Source organism: Sphingomonas sp. BK036, assembly GCF_004216825.1.
GTDB lineage: Bacteria > Pseudomonadota > Alphaproteobacteria > Sphingomonadales > Sphingomonadaceae > Sphingomonas.
Genome location: NZ_SGXR01000003.1, coordinates 280,942 through 301,714 on the forward strand (window position 1 = coordinate 280,942; position 20,773 = coordinate 301,714).

At 67.8% G+C, this 20,773-nt stretch carries 16 protein-coding genes; 9 read left to right on the forward strand and 7 right to left on the reverse strand.

The window, feature by feature from the left end:
• Positions 1–200 precede the first annotated feature (200 nt).
• The 3 genes from EV283_RS01370 (at position 201) to EV283_RS01380 (ending at position 1,517) form a co-directional block, all read left to right on the forward strand.
• A complete protein-coding gene (locus tag EV283_RS01370) occupies positions 201–569 on the forward strand; it encodes a DUF4440 domain-containing protein (protein WP_242615731.1) in 369 nt (122 codons plus the stop codon).
• A 130-nt stretch (positions 570–699) separates the two neighbouring features.
• Positions 700–1,056 carry a hypothetical protein gene (locus tag EV283_RS01375; RefSeq protein WP_242615732.1) on the forward strand — a complete coding sequence of 119 codons (357 nt, stop codon included), beginning with the start codon at positions 700–702 and terminating at the stop codon, positions 1,054–1,056.
• A gap of 230 nt (positions 1,057–1,286) precedes the next feature.
• Complete coding sequence (locus EV283_RS01380; protein ID WP_130322101.1) at positions 1,287–1,517, forward strand: hypothetical protein; 231 nt, start codon at positions 1,287–1,289, stop codon at positions 1,515–1,517.
• 50 nt (positions 1,518–1,567) lie between these two features.
• Here the strand turns inward: EV283_RS01380 and EV283_RS01385 are convergent, their stop codons facing one another.
• Genes EV283_RS01385 through EV283_RS01405 form a run of 5 tightly spaced genes read right to left on the reverse strand, consistent with a single transcriptional unit; the run spans position 1,568 to position 9,317 of the window.
• Complete coding sequence (locus EV283_RS01385; RefSeq protein WP_130322103.1) at positions 1,568–3,022, reverse strand: mannitol dehydrogenase family protein; 1,455 nt, start codon at positions 3,020–3,022, stop codon at positions 1,568–1,570.
• Positions 3,019–4,431, reverse strand: coding sequence for a glucuronate isomerase (gene uxaC, locus EV283_RS01390; RefSeq protein ID WP_130322105.1), 1,413 nt, complete (start codon positions 4,429–4,431; stop codon positions 3,019–3,021). The genes EV283_RS01385 and uxaC overlap by 4 nt, the downstream gene beginning before the upstream one ends.
• Entirely contained in the window at positions 4,428–5,708 is a 1,281-nt protein-coding gene (locus EV283_RS01395; protein ID WP_130323812.1) for an MFS transporter, read from the reverse strand. Before EV283_RS01395 ends, uxaC begins: the two co-directional genes overlap by 4 nt.
• Positions 5,705–6,916, reverse strand: a complete 1,212-nt coding sequence (gene manD / locus EV283_RS01400) for a D-mannonate dehydratase ManD (protein ID WP_130322107.1) — start codon at positions 6,914–6,916, stop codon at positions 5,705–5,707. The genes EV283_RS01395 and manD overlap by 4 nt, the downstream gene beginning before the upstream one ends.
• Positions 6,917–6,926: 10 nt before the next feature.
• Positions 6,927–9,317: a glycoside hydrolase family 3 N-terminal domain-containing protein gene (locus EV283_RS01405; RefSeq protein ID WP_130323814.1), complete on the reverse strand. Its 2,391-nt coding sequence runs from the start codon at positions 9,315–9,317 to the stop codon at positions 6,927–6,929.
• A gap of 133 nt (positions 9,318–9,450) precedes the next feature.
• Here EV283_RS01405 and EV283_RS01410 point away from each other — a divergent pair, with 133 nt between their 5' ends.
• Genes EV283_RS01410 through EV283_RS01425 form a run of 4 tightly spaced genes read left to right on the forward strand, consistent with a single transcriptional unit; the run spans position 9,451 to position 15,135 of the window.
• The gene (locus tag EV283_RS01410; RefSeq protein WP_130322109.1) at positions 9,451–11,565 is read left to right on the forward strand and encodes an alpha-glucuronidase family glycosyl hydrolase; all 2,115 of its coding nucleotides are present in this window, start codon (positions 9,451–9,453) and stop codon (positions 11,563–11,565) included.
• A 46-nt stretch (positions 11,566–11,611) separates the two neighbouring features.
• On the forward strand, positions 11,612–12,625 hold the full coding sequence (locus EV283_RS01415) for a sugar kinase (RefSeq protein WP_130322111.1): 1,014 nt from the start codon (positions 11,612–11,614) through the stop codon (positions 12,623–12,625).
• Positions 12,626–12,661: 36 nt separating this feature from the next.
• Positions 12,662–13,852, forward strand: a complete 1,191-nt coding sequence (locus tag EV283_RS01420) for an endo-1,4-beta-xylanase (protein ID WP_242615733.1) — start codon at positions 12,662–12,664, stop codon at positions 13,850–13,852.
• Positions 13,849–15,135: an SGNH/GDSL hydrolase family protein gene (locus EV283_RS01425; RefSeq protein ID WP_130322113.1), complete on the forward strand. Its 1,287-nt coding sequence runs from the start codon at positions 13,849–13,851 to the stop codon at positions 15,133–15,135. The genes EV283_RS01420 and EV283_RS01425 overlap by 4 nt, the downstream gene beginning before the upstream one ends.
• On the opposite strand, the gene EV283_RS01430 is transcribed toward EV283_RS01425, so the two are convergent.
• Together EV283_RS01430 and EV283_RS01435 are read right to left on the reverse strand one after the other, a co-directional pair.
• Complete coding sequence (locus tag EV283_RS01430) at positions 15,065–18,067, reverse strand: glycosyl hydrolase family 28-related protein (protein ID WP_165391668.1); 3,003 nt, start codon at positions 18,065–18,067, stop codon at positions 15,065–15,067. The genes EV283_RS01425 and EV283_RS01430 overlap by 71 nt on opposite strands.
• 80 nt (positions 18,068–18,147) lie before the next feature.
• Positions 18,148–18,417 (reverse strand): LuxR C-terminal-related transcriptional regulator, encoded by a 270-nt coding sequence (locus tag EV283_RS01435; protein ID WP_242615734.1) that lies wholly within the window; start codon positions 18,415–18,417, stop codon positions 18,148–18,150.
• Between the two features lie 295 nt (positions 18,418–18,712).
• Here EV283_RS01435 and EV283_RS01440 point away from each other — a divergent pair, with 295 nt between their 5' ends.
• Positions 18,713–20,071 carry a gluconate:H+ symporter gene (locus EV283_RS01440; protein WP_130322115.1) on the forward strand — a complete coding sequence of 453 codons (1,359 nt, stop codon included), beginning with the start codon at positions 18,713–18,715 and terminating at the stop codon, positions 20,069–20,071.
• 18 nt (positions 20,072–20,089) lie between these two features.
• On the forward strand, positions 20,090–20,767 hold the full coding sequence (locus EV283_RS01445; RefSeq protein WP_130322117.1) for an FCD domain-containing protein: 678 nt from the start codon (positions 20,090–20,092) through the stop codon (positions 20,765–20,767).
• The last annotated feature ends 6 nt before the right edge of the window (positions 20,768–20,773 follow it).

The following is a 20,773-nucleotide window of genomic DNA, read 5'->3' on the forward strand; positions in this document are numbered from 1 at the left end:
CTTGTCGTCCCACGCCCTTCGCGTGCCGGCGGCATTTTGTGTGCATAAGCTTCGCGCTATGCCGTAGCGAGCACCGTGTGCCGCCCCGATACGTCTCGGCGACACCGCGCGGCTATCCTACGTTACATTGAAGCGTGTTTTCGTCCGGTTCGAGGAACGAATTCGAGTCCCTGGCGCTCCTTAGTCGACACAGGAGACGCATGATGGACGACAACCGGGTTTGGAATTTCGAAGAGAGCCTCTGGACGGGCGACGCCGACCAGTATCACGCACTTATCGACGACGAGTGCGTCATGGTGCTGCCGGAGCAGCCCTTCGTCCTCACCGGCGCGCAGGCGATCGAGGCAGTCTCGAAGACGCCGCGCTGGTCGAGCGTCACGTTCAGCGAGCAGCAGATCATGCGTCCGCAAGAGGGACTCATCGCGATTGCCTACAAGGCCGAGGCACAGCGCGACGGCGCCGATGGCTATGTCGCCTATTGCACGACGACGATGCGCCGGCTCAAGCACGAGGAATGGCGCGTGGTCCAGCACCAGCAGACGCCTGCGCTGATCGCGTCCGCCGCATAACAGAAATGACCCTGGTCCGGCACGGCTGCGGGGCAATCCCCCGCGCCTTGCCGGACAATGCTGCTATGGATGCGACTGATTGCCGTCCGGCGGTGCCTCGCCAATGGCCCCTCTCGATCAAGTAGGTTGCATGCCCCACGCCAGCAATATCGTCTTTTGCGACGGTCCGGACAGCCCCAACGCGTTTGACACGATCCCGCTCCAGCCACGGACCGGCACACTCGATGCACCATGTCCCGTCTGTCGCGGCCGCGGGCAATGGAACACCGAGATCGATCTCGTCAGCTTCCGCTGCCGGCGCATGACCTGCGATGTGTGCCACGGCGCAGGCTGGGTCGAGACCGGCAGCGATCCGGTCGGCCTGCCGGATATCGTCCTGGGCCCGACCGGACATCCCCAATGGACCGTCCGCTACCATGATGATCGAGAGCATGACGCGATCGATCCCGCCAAACCGGGGCTTGCCACCCGCGAACCCAGCACCTGACCCGCAACCTATTGTAGGCGGCGGAAAATATTTCATGCCGCAATGCAGCAAATACTCGCAGCCAATACAGTCACTTACCCGCTTTCCCCTACGGATTCCCCGTCATCGCGGAATCGACGGCGGGAACGGTCACGACTCCGAACCGTTGCAGTAGGGGCAGCCGCTTCGGCTGATACATGAGAGAGTGACTTATGATTAAATCTTGGATTCTCGGCGTTTCCGCCGTTGCTATGACTGCACTGCCGGTCGCAGCCAACGCAGCGCCTGCTGCAAACCCCGCGCAGTCGCTGTCGGTCGCGTCGTCGGTGCGCGCCGGCACCGCCACCTCGAAGTCGAGCAAGCTTGCCGGCCTCCAGGAGTCGAGCATCGTTCCGATCGTCATCGGCGCAGGCATCCTCGCAGGCGTCGCCTATCTGATCATCGATCACGAAGACGACAACAACAACTCTGACAGCAACTAAGCGAATGGGCCGGTAACCCCGGCCCATTTTCGTTTCGCCGATCGACGGTGCTACGCCCAGCGCAGCCCGTTGATCGCCGTCATCGCCCCCGAACTTTCGAGCGCCGCCAGCTTGGCAACAACCAGCGTGCGCAATTCCGGGTCGGGCCTGAATGACAGCAGCCCGAACAGCCCGTCGACACGCTCTTGCGTCGTCCCCGCATCGCGGACCGCTTTTCCCAGCCGGTCGCTCATCGGGTCGTCGATCGCAAAGACCTCCCCCGCATCGGTAGTGCCCGACTGCCACCGCATCCACGCAGCCACCGCCAGCGCGAGCGCCTGGACCGGCAGCCCCGCCGCGCAACGCTCCGCCATCGGCGCCAACAGCCGCTGCGGCAATTTCTGCGACCCGTCCATCGCGATCTGCCGCGTGCGATGCTGGAGCGCCGGATTGGCGAACCGTGCCATCAGCGCCCCGCGATACTGCGCGATGTCGAGCCCCGCGGGCGGATCGAGCGTCGCCGCGCTCTCAACCCACAGTGCGTCGACAAACGCCCGCCCCTCGGGTCGCGCGACCACCTCGTGCACGAAATCGAACCCGGCCAGCCCGCCTAGATACGCGATCCCCGAATGCGCACCGTTCAACAGCCGCAGCTTGGCATCCTCCCACGGCGCCACGGCGTCGGTCAGTTGCACGCCGAACGCCGCCAAATCGGGCCGTTCGCCCGCAAAGCGATCCTCGATCACCCACTGGGTGAACGGCTCCGCCTTCACCATCGCCTGATCCTCGACACCCAGCGTCGCGCGCGTCGCAGCAATGTCGTCCGCCGTCGTGGCCGGCACGATCCGGTCGACCATCGTCTGCGGAAACGTCACCGCAGCGGCGATCCAGTCGCGCAAGGCCGGGTCATGCGCCCCCGCCATCGCCAGCACCGCATCGCGCAGGAGCGTACCGTTATGCGGCAGATTGTCGCACGACAGGATCGTGAGCGGACCGAGGCCCGCCGCGTACCGTGCCGCCAGCCCCGCTACCAGGAACCCGGGCGCAGTCCGCGGGGCATCGAGCGAGGCCAGGTCGTGCGCGACGTCAGCGTCGCCGACCTGCAACAGCCCCGTCGCGGAATCGAGCTTGTAGCCCTTCTCGGTGATCGTCAGCGTGACGATATGCGTGTCCGCCGACGCGAGGGCGGCGACGACCGCGGCCGGATCCTCGGGCGCGACCAGCACGTCCATCACCGCGCCGATCACCTGCAACCGCTCGCCCGCGCCGTCGCGGACGACGAGCGTATAGAGTCCGTCCTGCGGCGCGAGCTGATCGTGCACGCCCGCGGATCGCAGCGACACGCCGGTGATTCCCCAGCGCAGGTCGCCGGCCGCCAGCGCCTGCTCGAACACCGCCGCCTGATGCGCGCGGTGGAACGCGCCGATGCCCAGATGCACGACGCCGCGGGTCACGCGCGACCGGTCATAGCCGGGCCGGACGACGCCAGCGGGGAGCCGGTCGAGCGTCTCCTGCGACAACCTCACAGCCGATACGCCTGCTTGACAAGATCATAGGCGAGCGCGCGCGCGACCTCATGCGCCTCGTCCTCCTCCAGCCGGTGCTCGACCACCAGCTGCGCAAGAAACCCGCAGTCCATCCGCCGCGCGACATCGTGACGCGCCGGGATCGAGAGGAACGCCCGCGTATCGTCGTTAAACCCGACCGTGTTGTAGAAGCCCGCGGTCTCGGTCGCACGCTCGCGAAACCGTCGCATCCCTTCCGGGCTGTCATGGAACCACCAGGGCGGTCCCAGCCGCAGCGCCGGATAATGCCCGGCAAGCGGCGCGAGCTCGCGGGAATAGGTGTCCTCGTCGAGCGTGAACAGGATCAGCGTGAGCCGGGGATCATTGCCGAACCGGTCGAGCAAAGGCTTCAGCGCGCGGACGAACTCGCCGGGCAGCGGGATGTCGCCGCCCTTGTCGCGGCCGAACCGCGCCAGCACCTGCGCATTGTGGCTGCGCGAGACGGCGGGGTGAAGCTGCATCACCATGCCGTCCTCAACCGACATCGCCGCCATCTCGGTCAGCAGCTGCGCGCGGAAGAGTTCGGCCTCCGCAGCCGTCGGGTCTGCCATGACGCGCGCATAAAGCGACTCGGCTTCGGCGGGGGTGAGATCCGCGGTCGCCGCCGACGGGTGGCCGTGATCGGTGGAGGTCGCGCCCGCCGCGCGGAACCGCGCGCGGTGGAAGCGGTGCGCGGCCAGATAACCCGCATAGCTGCCGACGTCTTCGTTCGCGGTCTCGCCGAACCGGCGGACGTTGGCGACAAAGCCCGGCGTGTCGGGATCGACGACCGGGTCGGGGCGATAGGCGGTGACGACCCGCCCCTGCCACCCACTCGCGCGGATCGCGGCATGGTGCTCGAGCGGGTCGAGCGGGCTTTCGGTCGTCGCGATCAGCTCGATCCCGAACCGGTCGAACAGCGCACGGGGGCGGAATTCGGGGGTCTTGAGCGCGGCGTCGATCGTGTCGAAATACAGGTCCGCGGTCGCGGGTTCGAGGCGGACGTCGATCCCGAACGCCTCGGCGAACACCCAGTCGAGCCACATCCGCGACGGTGTGCCGCGAAACAGGTGATAGTTATCGGCGAAGATCCGCCAGATTTTCCGCGGATCGCTTTCCGTAGGGCTGCCATCGACTGTCGGCACACCCAGCGCGTCGAGCGGCACGCCCTGGCTGTAGAGCATGCGGAACACGTAGTGATCGGGTACGATCAGCAGCGATGCCGGATCGCTGAACGCCTCGTCGCGCGCGAACCACAGCGGGTCGGTGTGGCCGTGCGGACTGACGATCGGCAGGTCCTTGACGCCCGCATGCAGCGCGCGCGCAATGTCGCGCGTCCGGGCGTCGGCGGGGAAAAGGCGGTCTGGGTGCAGGCGTAGCGGCTGGGTCATGCAAGGCGTTCCGGATCGACGGGGGTGTAGTGCGGGACGAGCAGGTGGATAACCAGCAACGCGACGAGATAGGCGCAGCCGGCAACCGCGAAAATCGGTCCATAGCTGCCGACCCCGGCCAGGATCGTGCCCGCGAACTTGGCCATCAGCATGCCACCGCACGCGCCGGCCAGCCCGCCCAGACCGATCACCGATCCGCCCATCCCGCGCGGGAACAGGTCGCCGGGGATCGCATAGACGTTGGCGGAGAAGCCCTGGTGACACGCGCACGCCAGCCCGATCGCCGCGACCGCCCACCATAGCCCGGGGGCCTGCGCCGCAAAGATGATCGGCAGCGCGAACAACGCGCACACGAACAGCGCGGTCTTGCGCGCGCGGTTCGGCGTCGCGCCCTTGCTGAGCAGCCGCGACGAGAACCAGCCGCCCGCGATCGATCCGACATCGGCCAGCACATAGACCGCGACCAGCGGCGGCCCGAAATCGAGCATCTTCACGCCGTACTGCCGGTTGAAGAAATCGGGCAGCCAGAACAGGAACGTCCACCACACCGGATCGATCAGGAACCGCCCGAGCATATACGCCCAGGTCTGCCTCAACCGTAGCAGCGTGCGCCAGCGGACGGGCTTGGCCCCGGGTACCGGGTCGGCCTCGATCCAGGCCAGTTCCTCAGGCGTGACGCGGCGGTGCTTGCGCGGCGTGCGGTAGAAGGCGAGCCATGCGACCAGCCAGATCACCGTCAGCGCGCCGGTCGCGATGAACGCCATCCGCCAGCCGAACGTCACCGCGATCACCGGCACGATCAGCGGCGTGAGGATCGCCCCGACGTTCGAGCCCGCGTTGAAGATGCCGATCGCCAGAGCGCGTTCGCGTTGCGGAAACCATTCATTGGCCGCAGCGAGCGCGGCGGGAAAGGCGCCGGCCTCGCCGATCGCCAGCGGGATGCGCGCGAAGATCATCATGCCGGCGCTGGTGAACAGCGCGTGCGCGACATGACCGATCGTCCACAACGTCACCGCGACGGCGTAGCCGATCTTGGCCCCTACCCGGTCGACGAACCGGCCGAACAGCACATAGGCGATGCCGTACGCCGCCTGGAATGCGATCGCGAGATCGGCATAGCCCTGCTCGCTCCAAGCGTAGCGCGCCTGGAGTTCGGGTTTCAGCACGGGCAGCACGAGCCGGTCGATATAGCTGAGCGCCACCGCCGCGAAGAGCAGCGCACAGACGATCCAGCGGACTTTCCCGCGAGGCTTCTCGGGCGCGGCGGCGGCGGTCACCAGTTGCACAGCGTGCCGTCCTCGAGACGCGCGACCGGCAGATAGGCCCGCTTATAGTCGTAGGTTGCGGCCAGGTCCTCGTCGATGTCGACGCCCAGCCCTGGCGAGTCGCCCGGATGCATCATGCCGTCGTCGAAGCTGTACGCATGCGGGAAGACCGCATCGGTTTCTTCCGTATGCGGCATATGCTCCTGCACGCCGAAATTGGGGACCGACAGACCGAAATGCAGCGCCGCCGCCATCGCCACCGGCGACAGGTCGGTGGCGCCGTGGCAGCCGGTCCGCACCTGGTACAGGTCCGCGAGCGCAGCGATCCGGCGCAGATGCGTGATCCCGCCCGCATGCACCACGGTCGCCCGGATATAGTCGATCAGCTGGTTCTGGATCAGGTCCTTGGCATCCCAGATCGAATTGAACACCTCGCCCACCGCGATCGGCGTCGTGGTGTGGTGGCGGATCAGCTTGAACGCCTCCTGGTTCTCCGCCGGGGTCGGATCCTCGATCCAGAACAGGTTATACGGCTCGAGCGCCTTGCCCAGCCGCCCCGCCTCGATCGGCGTCAGCCGGTGGTGGATGTCGTGGAGCAGGTGGACGTCCCAGCCCAACGCCTCGCGCGCCGCCTTGAACAATTCGGGGACGATTCGGAGGTATTTCTCGGTCGACCACACGCTCTCGCTCGGCAGGTCGGCATCAGCAGGCTCGTAGCGCGCACCGTGCTTGGCGACGCCGTATGTCGAGGCGAGCCCCGGCACGCCGCATTGCAAGCGGATCGCCTTATAGCCCTTAGCCTGCTCGGCCCTGCCGACCGCGATCGTGTCCTCGATCGTCGTACCGTTGGCGTGCGCATAGACCATGCACGCATCGCGCGCCGCACCGCCGAGCAACTGGTACACGGGCATGCCGGCGAGCTTGCCCTTGATGTCCCACAATGCCGTGTCGACCGCGGCGATCGCCGCCATCGTCACGGGCCCGCGCCGCCAATAGCCGCCCTTGTAGAGATACTGCCAGACATCCTCGATTCGGTGCGCATCGCGACCGATCAGGCACGGCACGACATGATCGGTGAGATAGCTGGCGACGCTCAGTTCGCGGCCGTTGAGCGTCGCGTCGCCAACGCCGGTCGTACCGTCGTCGCAGGTGATCTTCAGCGTGACGAAATTGCGCCCCGGGCAGGTGACGATGACGCGGGCGGAAACGATCTTGGGCATCGTGGGTCCTTCAGGCGATTTCGAGGATGGCGGTTTTCAGATGCGCCGAATCGGGGCCGGCCATGATCGTGAACAGACCAGGCTCGACGACCTCGCGCATGTCCACGTCCCACAGCGCGAACGCGTCGGGCCCCAGCGTGAAGCGCAGCGTCCGCCGCTCGCCTGGCGCCAGCGTCACGCGTTCGAAGCCCTTCAATTCCATCACCGGCCGCGCCACCGACGACACCTGGTCGCGCACGTAGACCTGCACGACCTCGTCGCCGGCGCGCTGCCCGATATTGGCGACGTCGACCTCGACGCCGACGCTGCCCGCGACGCCGATCTTCGCCGCCGACAGCCGCGGCGCGCTGACCTCGAAGCGCGTGTAGCTGAGGCCGTGGCCGAACGGGAACAGCGGCGCGGTCTCCGCAAACAGATAGCCCCGCTGCGTGGATGGCTTGCGGTTGTAGTAGAACGGCACCTGCCCGACTTCGCGCACCACCGTGACGGGCAGCTTGGCACCCGGATTGATCCGCCCGAACAGCGCCTCGGCCATCGCCGTGCCGCCCTCCTGCCCCGGATACCAGCATTCGAGCACCGCATTCGCCTTCGCCATCACAGTCGGCCAGCTCGGCGGCCGCCCGTTGATCGCGGTCACCACGATCGGCTTGCCCAGCGCATGCAACGCCTCGAACAGCGCGTTCTGCTCGCCGATCAGGTCGAGCGTCGTGCGATCGCCGAGATGGTTCGCCGAGAACCCCTCGCGACTGGTCTGCTCGGTATCGCCGATCGCGAGAATGATCGTGTCGGCCCCGCGCGCCACCTCGACCGCCTCGGCGATCAGCGCGCGGTTCTTGGCCGGGTCGGCTAGCAGCACCGCGTCCTGCGACCGGTCGTCGCTCTGCGTGATGAAGACGCCCTGCGCATGGACGATGGTGGCCGCATTGCCGACCAGCGCGCGCACGCCGTCGAGCAGCGTGACGCTCTGCCGCGGCGGCGCGGAATAGCCGCCGAGCCGCGCGATCGCCGCATTCGGGCCAATCACCGCGATCCTGCCCTTGGGCGACAGTGGCAACGTGCCGTCATTGGTCAGCAGGCACAGCGCCTTCCGCGCGCCCTCGAGCGCAACGCCCCGCGCCTCGGCATTGCCGGTCAATCGAGCCGCGACGCGCGGATCGACCGCCGACTCCTCGAACAGCCCCGCGCGAAACTTCAGCGCCAGCATCCGCGAGCATGCGGCATCCACCGCGGCGATCGGCACCGTCCCCGCACGCACCTGCGCGGGCAGCGTCCGATACGCGATCCCGTCCGGCAGCGCGCTGTCGACGCCCGCCGCCAGCGCCAGCCGCGCGGCGCCGGCCAGGTCGGGCGCGATATGGTGGATCGTGTCGAGCTCCTCGATCGCGCCGTAATCGCTGACGATCGCGCCCGAGAATCCCCATTCGCCGCGCAGCACGTCGCCCAGCAGCCAGTAGTTCGCATGGCTCGGCACGCCGTCGATCTCGTTATACGACGGCATCACCGCGCCGATCCCGGTGCGAGTCACGACCGCCCGGAACGGCGGGAAGAAGCTTTCGCGCAGTTCGCGCTCGCCGATCGGCGCGGGGCCGATATTGTTGCCCGCCTGCGGCTGGCCATGGCCGGTCATGTGCTTCAACGTCGCGAACACCTTGCCCGGCGCCAGCGTCCGGCTGTCGCCCTGCAATCCTTCGACGGCGGCGACGCCCATCTCGCCGCACAAATAGGGATCCTCGCCAAACGTCTCCTCGATCCGTCCCCAGCGCGGGTCGCGCGCGATGTCGACGACCGGCGACAGCGAGAGGTGGCTGCCATGCGCGCGCACTTCGCGGCCGATGATCGCCTGCGCACGCCGCATCAGGTCGCGATCGAACGCGCCCGCCATGCCGATCGCCTGCGGGAACATCGTCGCGTCGGGCGCCATATAGCCGTGGAGCGATTCCTCATGGAAGATCACCGGGATGCCAAGCCGCGTGCCACGCGCCCAGCGCTGGACCGCGTTGACGAACGCGATCGTCGAGGCCGACCCGCGCCACTGCGCGCCGGTGCCGCCCGCGACCGCTGCGACCGCCGGGCCGCCGCGCTTGTCCGAGGGCCGGGTCACCTGGCCGAACCCTGCCGGATACGCCGCCGTTGCGCGCGCCGGATCGAACTCGAGCCCGCCCGGCGTCATCACGTCCGCCTTGGTAGCCCATAGCGAAATGGTCTGGCCAACTTTCTCCTCCAGCGTCATCCGCGCCATGAGGTCACGCACGCGCAGGTCGACCGGTGCGCGCGCATCACGGTAGATCGGGAGCGCGGCCGCGGCCTGCGCGACACCGGGGATAAGCCCCGCGACGGACACCGATCCGAACAGTGCGAAAAGGTCGCGGCGGGTCGGCGTGATGGCCGGCGCGGTCGTCATTGTCTTCGTGCCGGACACGTTTCTCTCCTAATGTTAAACGCGGCATTGCTGTCGAAGCCGTCGTCGTGATAGCGATAACATGGCTGATCATCCGCGATCCTGTCAATGTGGCGCGGAACGGCGGGAGAGGATTATGACGGCATTCGGTCGATCGATCGGTAAGTTCGCGCTGCTCTGTGCAGCGATAATTGGTTTGACCGGACGGGCACATGCCGAGGACGGCTACGACCTCTGGCTGCGCTATCGGACGCCCGCGACGACAAGCCGTGCGTTGAAGATCGAGGCACGCGGCGACACGCCTACCTTCCGCGTGGCAGCCGAAGAATTGCGGCGCTCGAATCTCTTCGCCACCAAAGCCCCGACGATTCTGCTGGCGACGGCCACCGATCGCGACGTCGCCGCACTCCACCTCCCGCTCGCCGCGCTTGGCGACGAGGGCTACCGAGTCGGCTACGTGACGCTCGGCAACGGCCGCACCCTGCTCGTCACCGCCAACACCGATCGCGGCGTGCTCTACGGCAGCTTCGCGCTGCTGCGTCACCTCCAGACCGGCGGCAGCCTCGACCGGATCGACCTGACATCGACCCCGCGCGTCAAGCTGCGCGTGCTCAACCATTGGGACAATCTGGATGGCGTGGTCGAGCGCGGCTATGCCGGCGCGTCGCTCTGGGACTGGTGGACGCTCCCCGATTTCCGCGATCCGCGCTACACCGATTATGCGCGCGCCAACGCATCAATCGGGATCAACGGCACCGTCCTCAACAACGTCAACGCGAAGGCGGACAGCCTCACCGCGCCGTACATCGCCAAGGCCGCCGCGCTCGCCGACGTGTTCCGGCCCTACGGGATCAAGGTATATCTGTCGGCGCGCTTCTCCGCCCCGATCGAGCTTGGCGGGCTCAAGACCGCAGACCCGCTCGACCCGCAGGTGGCGGCATGGTGGAAGGCGAAGACCGACGAGATCTATCGGAGCATCCCCGATTTCGGCGGCTTCCTGGTCAAGGCGAACAGCGAGGGCCAGCCCGGCCCGCGCGACTATCACCGCAGCCATGCCGACGGCGCCAACATGCTCGCGGCCGCGGTCGCGCCGCATGGCGGGATCGTGATGTGGCGCGCGTTCGTCTATGCCGAGACCGACCCCGAGGATCGCGCGAAACAGGCCTATACCGAGTTCAAGCCGCTCGACGGCACGTTCGCCAAGAACGTCATCGTCCAGGTCAAGAACGGCGCGATCGACTTCCAGCCGCGCGAGCCGTTCCACCCGCTGTTCGGTGCGATGCCCAAGACCCCGCTGATGATCGAATTCCAGATCACCAAGGAATATCTAGGCTTCGCGACTCACCTCGCCTATCTCGGGCCGATGTTCGCCGAGACGCTCGGCAGCGAGACGATGCAGACGCCGGGCGAGACCGTCGCCAAGGTCGTCGACGGGTCGGTCGAGCATCATACGCTGACCGGCATGGCGGGAGTCGCCAATATCGGTCGCGACCGCGATTGGGCGGGCTCCACCTTCAACCAGGCGAACTGGTATGCGTTCGGCCGCATGGCCTGGGATCCGACGCTCGGTGCCGCCCCGGTGGCGCGCGAATGGGCAGCGATGACCTTCGCGCCCTCCCCTAAGATCGTCGATCCGGTCGTCGCGATGATGATGGGCTCGCGTGAGGCGGTGGTCGATTACATGACGCCGCTCGGGCTCGCGCACGTCATGGCGACCGGCCATCATTATGGTCCGGGGCCCTGGGTGGCCAATCTCAAGCGCCCCGAATGGAACCCGGTCTATTACCACCGCGCCGACAAGGCAGGCATCGGCTTCGACCGCACGAAGACCGGCAGCGATGCGATCGCGCAGTACAGCCCCGCTCTGGCGCGCCAGCTCGCGAACCCGGCGACCACCCCCGAACGCGATCTTCTCTGGTTCCACCATGTCGCATGGGATCGCCGGATGGCCTCGGGTCGCACCTTGTGGGCGGAGCTGGTCGGCGACTATGATCAGGGGGTGGGCTATGTCGCGAGCATGCGCCGCCAATGGGATGCGCTGAAGCCCTCGATCGACTCGGCGCGCTGGGCGAAGACCGCGACCTATCTTGCGGTCCAGCAGCGCGAGGCGCAGTGGTGGCGCGACGCGAGCCTCGCCTATTGGATGTCGGTCAACGGCCTGCCGCTTCCCGCGGGCACCGCAGCCCCCGCGCACGACCTGGCCTGGTACAAGGCGCAGCACTTTCCCTACGCACCCGGCAACCCGCAATGATCCGCCGGCCCAGTGGATGCACGGCGACCGAGCGAAAGGCTGATCGATGACACGCACCGATGGACCGATAGTCTGTTTCGGCGAACTGCTGCTCAGGCTCTCGCCGGCGGGGCATGGCCCCCTGTTCCGGGACGCGCGGCTGGACGCGAATTTCGGCGGCGCGGAGGCCAATGTCGCGGTCGCGCTGGCGCGGCTCGGCATCGGCAGCGGAGTCATCTCCGCGGTTCCCGACGACGTCGTCGGTGACGCGGCGATCGATGCGTTGCGCCGGACCGGCGTCGACGTCTCGCGGATCCTGCGCGGCGATGGACGGCTGGGCCTCTATTATCTCGCGCCCGGCGCAGGGCTGCGCGCCTCGGCGATCGTCTATGACCGCCAGCACAGCCTGTTCGCGACGACCCCGGCGACCGCCTATGACTGGCACGCGCTGCTGGGGGGCGCCGCGCGACTGCATCTGTCGGGGATCAACCCGGCGATCGGTCCGGCGATGGCGGACGTCTGTCTCGCGGCGATGACCGCGGCGCGCGCGGTCGGCGTGCCGGTGTCGTTCGATGGCAATTACCGCGCCAGCATGTGGGCGAAATGGTGCGACGATCCCGCCGCCATCCTCCTCCCGCTCGTCGACCGCGCCGATCTGGTGTTCGGCAATCACCGCGACATCGCGCTGCTGCTGCGCCGCCCGATGGACGGAACCACGCCGCAGGGCCGTCGCGACGCGGCGTTGGCGGCGTTCGACCACTTCCCCAACCTGCGCCACATCGCCTCGATGTCGCGCGAGGTCCGCGACGCCGGATGCAACATCTTGCGCGCGCGGATCGACACGCCGGCCGACGTCATCGAGACCGATCCGATCGAGGTCTCGGGGATCGTCGACCGGATCGGCACCGGCGACGCCTTCGCCGCGGGCGTCCTTGCAGACCTTGGCGAGGGTGCGGAGCGCGCCGCGCAGACCGGGCTCGCGCTGGCGGTGCTCAAGCACGCCACGCCCGGCGACCAGAGCGAAACGACGCCGCGCGACCTGGCGACGTTCCGTGAAGGCGGGTTCGACGTCCGCCGCTGAACAGCCACGATGACGACTATGAAGAGGGAGAGTTCGGTGGAGATCACGCGACGCGACGGGTTGACGATGCTGGGCGGGCTCGCCGTCGCGGCGGGCACCGCCGGGCGCGCGCTCGCGCAGGCCGGCAGCGTGCCCGGCCTGCAGGCGATCGCCGCGAGCAAGGGCATGCGCCTCGGGTCCTGCGTCGCATGGGGCCGCCCGGGCGCGGATCGCGGATCGTTCGCCAACCCGGCCTATACCGCGCTGCTGGCGCGCGACTGCGGCCTGCTGGTGCCCGAAAACGAGATGAAGTGGCAGGCGATCCGACCCAGCGCGACCAGCTTCGACTTCACCCATATGGACGCGATCATGGCCTGGGCGGCGGCGAAGCGCCTGCCCGTCCGTGGCCACAACCTGCTATGGCATCAGCCGAAATGGATGCCGCGCTGGGAGGAGAACCATGATTTCGGCGCGAACCCCGCACAGGCGGCGGCGCGGCTGCTCGTCGAGCATATCACCACCGTCTGCGGTCGCTACGGCACGCGGATCGGCAGCTACGACGTCGTCAACGAAGCGGTGAACCCGGCGGACTCGACGCTGTACCAGACCGCGCTGTCGCGCGCGCTGGGCGGGCCCGAAGCCACGCTCGACCTCGCCTTCCACACCGCGCGCACCGCCGCCCCCCACGCCGAACTCGTCTATAACGACTATATGAGCTGGGAACCCGGCAACGCGAAGCACCGCGCCGGCGTGCTGGCATTGCTCGAAGGCTTCAAGCGGCGTGGCGTCCCCGTCGACTCGCTCGGGGTACAGTCGCACCTCGTCACACAGGGGCTCGACACGCGCGCGGCAACGGCTGCGCTCGAGGGCGAATGGCGTCGTTTCCTCGATGCGGTGACCGCGATGGGGTACAGCCTCGTCATCACCGAGTTGGACGTTCGCGACAACACACTCCCCGCCGACATCGGTGCACGCGACCGCGCGGTGGCGGATTTCACGCGCGATTATCTCGATCTGATGCTGTCCTACCCCTCGGTCCGCGACGTCCTGCTATGGGGCCTGTCCGACCGCTACAGCTGGATCGAGGGGTTCGAGCCCCGCCCCGACAAGGCGCGCCGACGCCCCTGCCCCTATGACGACCGGTTCGTCGCCAAGCCCATGCACGCGGCGATCGCCGCCGCGCTCGCCGCCGCCCCGATGCGGGCCCCCTCGAACGCCGTCGCCGACGGCCTAGGACACCGCCGATGAGCCGCTGGACGATAGCACTTCTAAGCGCCTGCCTGCTGACCGCCAGCGCGGACGCGCGCGATACCGCGCATCCCTGGATCGCAAGCTGGGGATCGTCGCAGATGATCGCGGACGGCGACAACGCGCTGCCCGCGGATCGCGCGCGCGCGATCACGCTGCGCCAGGTGATCCGGCTCTCCGCAGGCGGGACTCGCATCCGCGTCCGGCTGTCCAACGCGTTCGGGACTCGCCCGCTGGTCATCGGCGCCGGTCACGTCGCCCGGAGCGTAGCGCCAGCGACCAGCCAGATCGCCGGCGGCATGCGGCTGACCTTCTCGGGCCGCGCCGACGCCGTCATTCCCGCAGGCGCCGAACTCTACTCCGATCCCGTCGCGCTACCGCTCGCGGCCGGCGCCGATCTCGCCATCAGCCTGTATCTGCCCGAAGCCGCAGCGCCGCAGACCGGCCATCCAGGCGCGCGCGCGATCAGCTACACGCTCGCGGGCGATCACGTCGCCGACGCCGATCTGGCGGGCGCCGCGCAGACCACGCACTGGTACGCGCTCGCCGATCTCGAAGTCTCGGGCCCGGCAAACGCAGCGGCGATCGTCGCGATCGGGGACTCGATCACCGACGGATACGGCGTCAAGCCGAACCGGAACACACGCTGGACCGATGTCCTCGCCGAACGGTTGCGCCAAGCGCCGGCGTCGCGAGGCATCGGCGTCGTCAACGCCGGGATCGGCGGCAACCGCATCCTGCTCGACGGGCTGGGCCCCAATCTCATGGCGCGGTTCGATCGCGACGTCATCGCGCGCAGCGGCGTCCGCTGGGCGATCCTGCTCGAAGGCGTCAACGACCTCGGCGTCCTAACGCGCGAGGCCCCGGCCACGCCGGCTGCTCACGCGGCACTCGTGACGCAGATCACCGCCGGCTACACCGAACTCGTCGCGCGCGCGCACGCGCACGGCATCAAGGTGATCGGTGCGACGATCATGCCGTTTGGCGGCAACGACTATTACCATCCCGGCCCCGCGACCGAAGCCGATCGCCAGGCGGTCAACGCGTTCGTCCGCACGTCGGGCGTGTTCGACGCGGTGATCGATTTCGACCGCGTGATGCGCGATCCGGCGCAGCCCATCCGGCTCGACCCCGCCGTGGATTCGGGCGATCACCTCCACCCCTCCGAAGCCGGATATCGCCGGATGGGCGAGGCGGTGCCGCTGGCGCTGTTCAGATCGCCACCGCATACAAAGCGTGATGCGTCAGCACATACAGCGTCCGCCCGTCCTCGCCGCCGATGACAAGCTGCAGCGGGCGGTCGGGCATGTCGATGCGGCGCAACGGCGTGCCGTCCGCGGCATAGACGAACACCTGCCCGTTCGCGACATACAGCCGCCCGCTGCCGTCGCGGACCGCGCTCTCGCCGCCACGCTCGGCGATGACCTTCAGGTCGGTGACTCGCCCCTGATCGCCGACGAGACCGTCATAGGTCCGGTTCTCGGACGCGTTGGTCAGGACGACGCGCGCCCCCGGCGCAGCCGACACCAGCCCATAGGCATCGAGCGTGTCCGACCAGCGCCAACCCTGCTGATCATCGGGCCCCTGGTTCCAGACGCGAAACGCAGGCAGCGCCAGCGATCCGTCGGGCGAGCGATATTCCTGCGGCTTGGCCTCGCCCATCTTGGTCGCGAACAGCTCGGCCATCGTCGGATAGTGATAGGTCACCGGATCGATCCGGTCGGCGAATTCGCCGTTCGCCCACACATTGCCCGGAAGCAAAGTCGCCGCGGGTATCCCCGAGACGGCGGTCGGCGCGATGACCCGGATCGAGTCCGGCCTGGCAGGATCGAGACTATAGACGGTAGCATCGCGCCCGGCCGACGACAGCACGAGCAGGTGTCCCGATCGATCGACCGCAAGGTTGACCGCATCGCTCGGCGCATCCGCCACGATCGACAGCCCGCCCGTGTCGGTCCACCGGTAGATCCGCTGGAAATGCCGGTCGATGAAGTAGAAGTCCTTCCCCCACCAACACCCCCCGCCGATCGAATAGAAGCCGTCCGCGAGTGTCCTGATCCCCGGCGACACCGGCGGCGGGGACAGGGGCGCAGCGTTCGCGAGCAGCGGCGGCACGTCGAGCCGCGCAAACTCGCGCTCGCGCACCTCCTGCCGCCGGGTCATGTCCTTGATCGCGTTTTCGAACGGATATTTGCTCGCGCGTAGATACGTGCCGCAGCCTTTCGCGTCGCAACTCGCAAACCCGCTTTCGGCGTTCACGTGCACGTTGCGGAATCGAATGTCGCCCGACCCGTACAGCTTCACCGCGGCGTCCATCGGCTTGATCGACCGCGTGACGCGATACGCGTGGTAATTGGCGAACAGGATGTTGCGCGAATCCCGGATCTCGGTCGAGATCGCGTCGACCCCGTCGCGCACCTCCTGCTCGGTCTGCGGCGCGAGGAACTCCCAATTCTCGACATGGTCGAGGACGATCTCCGCGCGGTAATGATGCTCGGCAGACAACTGGTACACATGCCCAGGCGTCTTGGTGTTCGACACGTGGAAGCCCGCCGACGCCAGCGTGTTGGGCGACCAGATCGCCGCAAACGTGCCGCCGCCGCCATCGGTCACCCAGATGCTCGGCGACTGGCCGTCGAAGCGCGCACGCGGATCGCCGAAGCCGATCGGGCTGCCCTTGGTCAGCGCGGTGCCGCCGCCGCCCTGGATCTTGACGTCGTTGACCATCGACGCCTCGCCCGCGCGCCACAGCAACGCGGTCGCGCGCGGATTGACGCCGCCGGTCCACAGGCCGAGCCCGGAGACGATCGCATTGCCCCCGCGCGCGCTCTCGACGAGCGCCTTGGGCGCGCCGACCCCCGCATAGCCCGGCGTCTGATCGACGAGATAGAGATGCGTCAGCCCGGGGTGGAGCGCGATCAGCACGCTGTCGGCGCGCAACTTCACCGTGTCGGACACGCGGTAGCGGCCGGTGGGGAAATAGAGCACGCGGTGCGTATCGATCGCGCGTTGAAGCGCGGCGGTGTCGTCGGTCGTGTCGTCGCCCTTCACGCCCAGATCGCGGACATTCGCCCAGTCCCTGACCGGCGGCAGCGCGCGGATCGCCGGCGTGGTTCGCGCCGGAACGCGTGCCAGCGGCGCGATCGTCACATCGGTCGCGTATTCGCCGATTTTGCCGAGCCCGGGAAGTTTCAGTCCATAGGAGAAATCCGCCACGCGGTAGCGCCGCCCGACCCCGGCCACCGTCTTGCCGCTCTCGCGAAACCGGACGAAAGTCGGCGTATCGACCGCGGTGGCGTTGTCGAAACCGATCTGCGTGAAGACGCTGTTCTCCGCCGAGACGATCACGCCAGCCCGCGAGACATTCTCGAACCGCACGTTCTTGCCCCACAGCGAATCCGAATAGCCGCGGTCGATCTCGATGCCGACCGGCGTGTCGCGGATCGCGACGTTGACCAGAGTCAGGTCGACCTCATGCTCGCGGATTGCGGCGTCGCGCTGGCCCTGGAATTCGGAATCGATCAGCGTGAACTGCCAGGCGGGCGAGGTCTTTTCGGACATAATCCCGTAGCGACCGCCGAAGAACCGCAGATCCTCGAACTCGTTGCCCGCCTGGTAGACCCCGGCAAGCCCCGAGCCGATGTGGAAATCGACGTGCCGCAGATAGCCGTGCTGCGCGACGCGGAAGCGTACCGCGACCGCGCCCGCATTGCCCTCGCCAATCCGGAAATCGATGTTCGACAGCGCGGAATAGAAGGTGCTCGAGGTTGCATCGAAGATCGCGGGATCGAACGGTACGCTGGTGGGGGGCGGAACCGGCGCCTTGCCGACCTTGTATTGATCCTCGCCGGTGAAACTCAGCATCGCCGCGACGCCCGATGCGTAGCCCGCGCTGTTATCGCCCAGGACGATCTCGGGACGAGTCGGCCCGATGCCGAAGATCCGGACCGCCGACCTGACGAAGATCGTGCGGCTGATCCGGTACCGTCCCGACGGCAGGAACACGACGCCCCCCTGCCCGCCGGCTGCCGCCGAGTCGATCGCCTGCTGCAGCGCGACGCTGTCGTCGGCGCGACCGTCGCCGACGCCCTTGACGGTCACCGCACGCGGATCGTCGGGGCGGGTGAGATAGACCGAACTCGTCTTCGCGAACGCCGCGACGGGAGACATCAGCGGCAGCAATGCCGCGCCACTCAGCAGCCATTTCATGGTCATGGTGATCCTGTCCCCCGGATTGCGGGCGGTGATTGCGGAAAAATCGATGTAGCGGTCGCAGGTCCGGTGGCCGGAGCCGTTCAGGCGGAGCGCAGCACCAGCGTCTGGGCGACGATCGCCACCTGCGTGCGATTGCGCACGTTCAGCTTGCGCATCAGCGCGGTCATGTGCGCCTTGACCGTCGCTTCGGCGATGCCGAGATCATAGGCGATCTGCTTGTTGAGCAACCCCGAATGCACGCCGCGCAGAACCTTGATCTGCGTCGGGGTCAGTTCCGGGGCGCGCGTCCCGGCCGCCGTATCGGCATGTGCGCGCAGGGGTCGGTAAGCATCCCGAACAGTCGCTTCCATGATCATCCTCCACTGTTTCGGCTCTCGTGCCGCAGCTTTTCGTTCCGCAGTCTGACGCCGCGACAGCAAGGTCCAAGCTCCCGATCCACCATTCTGCTTTTTACAGATTCGGTTGGACAGGTTTATACTATGCTCCGCTCTTTATAGCGCTATCAAGCCTTTTCTGATGGCAGTTCACGAATAGCTGTCCTACAGATTGACTCTACTCGACAGGCGAACACGCCGTCGGATCGCGGGGAAGGATGTCGATGTCGCCACCATGCAAGCGTCGCGTACGGACTGGGGATAGGCGCCGATGATCGGCGGCGATCTGAGGCTGATCGTTGCCGCGCTGTCGGGAATCCTGCTCGCCGTGCTGATGATCGTCCGCGGGCGATTGCATCCGTTCATCGGCCTGTTGTGCGGCGCGTTCACCGTCGGGTTGCTCGCCGGGTTGCCGCTGCCGGACGTCGCCAAGGCTGTGCAGAAGGGCGTTGGCGACATCGTCGGCGGGACGGGGCTGGTCGTCGCGCTTGGGCTGTCGCTCGGCGCGATGCTGCATCTCTCGGGCGCCGCCGCGTCGCTTGCCAGGGGCGCGCTGAACCTGACCGGCACGCGCGCCGCGCCCTGGGCGACGCTCGGCATCGCGATCGTCATCGGCTTGCCGCTTTTCTTCGAAACCGGGCTCGTCCTGCTGCTGCCGATCGTCGTGGCGGCGGCGGAGGAAATGTCGGCGATGTCCGCAGGCACGAGCGATGCCGCGCGCGACCAGGCCAAGCTGCGGCTGATCATGCCCGCGCTCGCGGGGCTCGGCGTGGTGCACGCGCTCGTCCCGCCGCATCCCGGCCCGCTGCTCGCGGTCGAGGCGCTGGGCGCCAATCTCGGCCTGACGATGCTGTACGGGATCCTCATCGCGATCCCGACCGCGATCGTGGCGGGCCCTGTGCTGGCGAAGTTCACGACGCGCGGCGTGCGGCTGGCCTCGCCCGTCCTGCGCGACACGGGCCTCGGAATCGCGACGCCCTCGCGGATGCTGTCGCTGGTGATCGTGATGCTGCCGGTCGTGCTGATCGCCACCGGCGAGCTCGGCCAGATGGTCCCCGACTGGAAGGGCGCACCGGGCCTCGTCGCGGCGAGCAATCCGGTCGTCGCGCTGCTCCTGACCAACCTCCTCGCGCTGCCGGTGCTGTTCGGCCGGCGGCTGCGCGAATCGGCGATCCAGGAGGCCGTCTGGCACGAGACGATGGGCGCGGCCGGCGCGATCCTGCTGGCGATCGGCGCGGGCGGCGCGTTGAAACAGGTGCTGGTGACCGCCGGCCTGTCCGATCTGCTTGCGCGGACGGTGATGATGTACGCGATATCGCCGCTGCTGCTCGGCTGGCTTGTGGCGGTCGCGATCCGGCTCGCCGCGGGCTCGGCGACGGTGGCGACGATCACCGCGGTCGGGATCATGCCCGGCGTCGTGGCAAGCTCCGGCGTGTTGCCCGAACTCGTCGTGCTGGCGATCGGCGCGGGGTCGGTGTTCTTCAGCCATGTGAACGATCCCGGTTTCTGGCTGGTGAAAAGCTATGTCGGCACCAGCACCGCGGACACGTTCCGCACCTGGTCGCTGCTCGAGACGGCAATCTCGGTCGTCGGCCTCGCGCTCGTGATGGCGCTCAGCCATGTCGTCTGACTCAGCCAGGAGTGGCTCATGACCGAATTGCGGCTCGCGGACCGCGCCTATACGGCGATCGTCCGGATCATCACCGACGACAAGTTGGCGGTCGGCGATCGCCTCCCCTCCGAAGCGCAACTTGCGACAATGTTCAGCATCTCCAGAACCATAGTCCGCGAAGCCCTGGCGAGGCTCGCGTCGGACGGGATCACGCAGGCCCGGCGCGGCGCGGGGTCGTACGTCAAGCGTCGCCCGTCGGAGCGGCTCGGCACGCACATGCCGATGGATGCACTCGCGACGACGCTCGGCACCTACGAGGTGCGGTTCGTGCTGGAGGCGGAAGCCGCGCGGCTGGCGGCGTCACGTCGATCGCAGCATCAACTCGACGCGATCGAGCGCGCGCTGGAGGCGCTGCGCGGTGCGCTGCTGTCGAATGCACCCGCCCATGACGAGGACTGGATCCTTCACCGCGCGATCGTCGAGGCAACCGCGAACGCCGCGTTCCTGCTGGTGTTCGACCATCTCCACGAAGAGGTGATGCGGATCCTGCGCGCCGGCGTCGACATCTCGCGCTCGCGCCCGCCGGAAGTGATCGGTGCGATGATGGAGGAGCATGACGCGATCGTAGAGGCGATCCGTGCGGAGGATGCAGACGGGGCAGCGCTGGCGATGCGCTGGCATTTGTCGCAAGGGCGCAAGCGCCTGATGCCCTGATGCGTG

Excerpts from the sequence above, each read along its gene's own strand:
- EV283_RS01375 (WP_242615732.1), top strand. The coding sequence starts at position 700 with ATGCCCCACGCCAGCAATATCGTCTTTTGCGACGGTCCGGACAGCCCC.
- uxaC (WP_130322105.1), bottom strand. The coding sequence starts at position 4,431 with ATGACCCAGCCGCTACGCCTGCACCCAGACCGCCTTTTCCCCGCCGAC.
- EV283_RS01405 (WP_130323814.1), bottom strand. The coding sequence starts at position 9,317 with ATGACGACCGCGCCGGCCATCACGCCGACCCGCCGCGACCTTTTCGCA.
- EV283_RS01430 (WP_165391668.1), bottom strand. The coding sequence starts at position 18,067 with ATGACCATGAAATGGCTGCTGAGTGGCGCGGCATTGCTGCCGCTGATG.
- EV283_RS01440 (WP_130322115.1), top strand. The coding sequence starts at position 18,713 with ATGATCGGCGGCGATCTGAGGCTGATCGTTGCCGCGCTGTCGGGAATC.
- EV283_RS01380 (WP_130322101.1), top strand. The coding sequence starts at position 1,287 with ATGACTGCACTGCCGGTCGCAGCCAACGCAGCGCCTGCTGCAAACCCC.
- EV283_RS01445 (WP_130322117.1), top strand. The coding sequence starts at position 20,090 with ATGACCGAATTGCGGCTCGCGGACCGCGCCTATACGGCGATCGTCCGG.
- EV283_RS01425 (WP_130322113.1), top strand. The coding sequence starts at position 13,849 with ATGAGCCGCTGGACGATAGCACTTCTAAGCGCCTGCCTGCTGACCGCC.
- EV283_RS01370 (WP_242615731.1), top strand. The coding sequence starts at position 201 with ATGATGGACGACAACCGGGTTTGGAATTTCGAAGAGAGCCTCTGGACG.
- EV283_RS01415 (WP_130322111.1), top strand. The coding sequence starts at position 11,612 with ATGACACGCACCGATGGACCGATAGTCTGTTTCGGCGAACTGCTGCTC.
- EV283_RS01435 (WP_242615734.1), bottom strand. The coding sequence starts at position 18,417 with ATGGAAGCGACTGTTCGGGATGCTTACCGACCCCTGCGCGCACATGCC.
- manD (WP_130322107.1), bottom strand. The coding sequence starts at position 6,916 with ATGCCCAAGATCGTTTCCGCCCGCGTCATCGTCACCTGCCCGGGGCGC.
- EV283_RS01410 (WP_130322109.1), top strand. The coding sequence starts at position 9,451 with ATGACGGCATTCGGTCGATCGATCGGTAAGTTCGCGCTGCTCTGTGCA.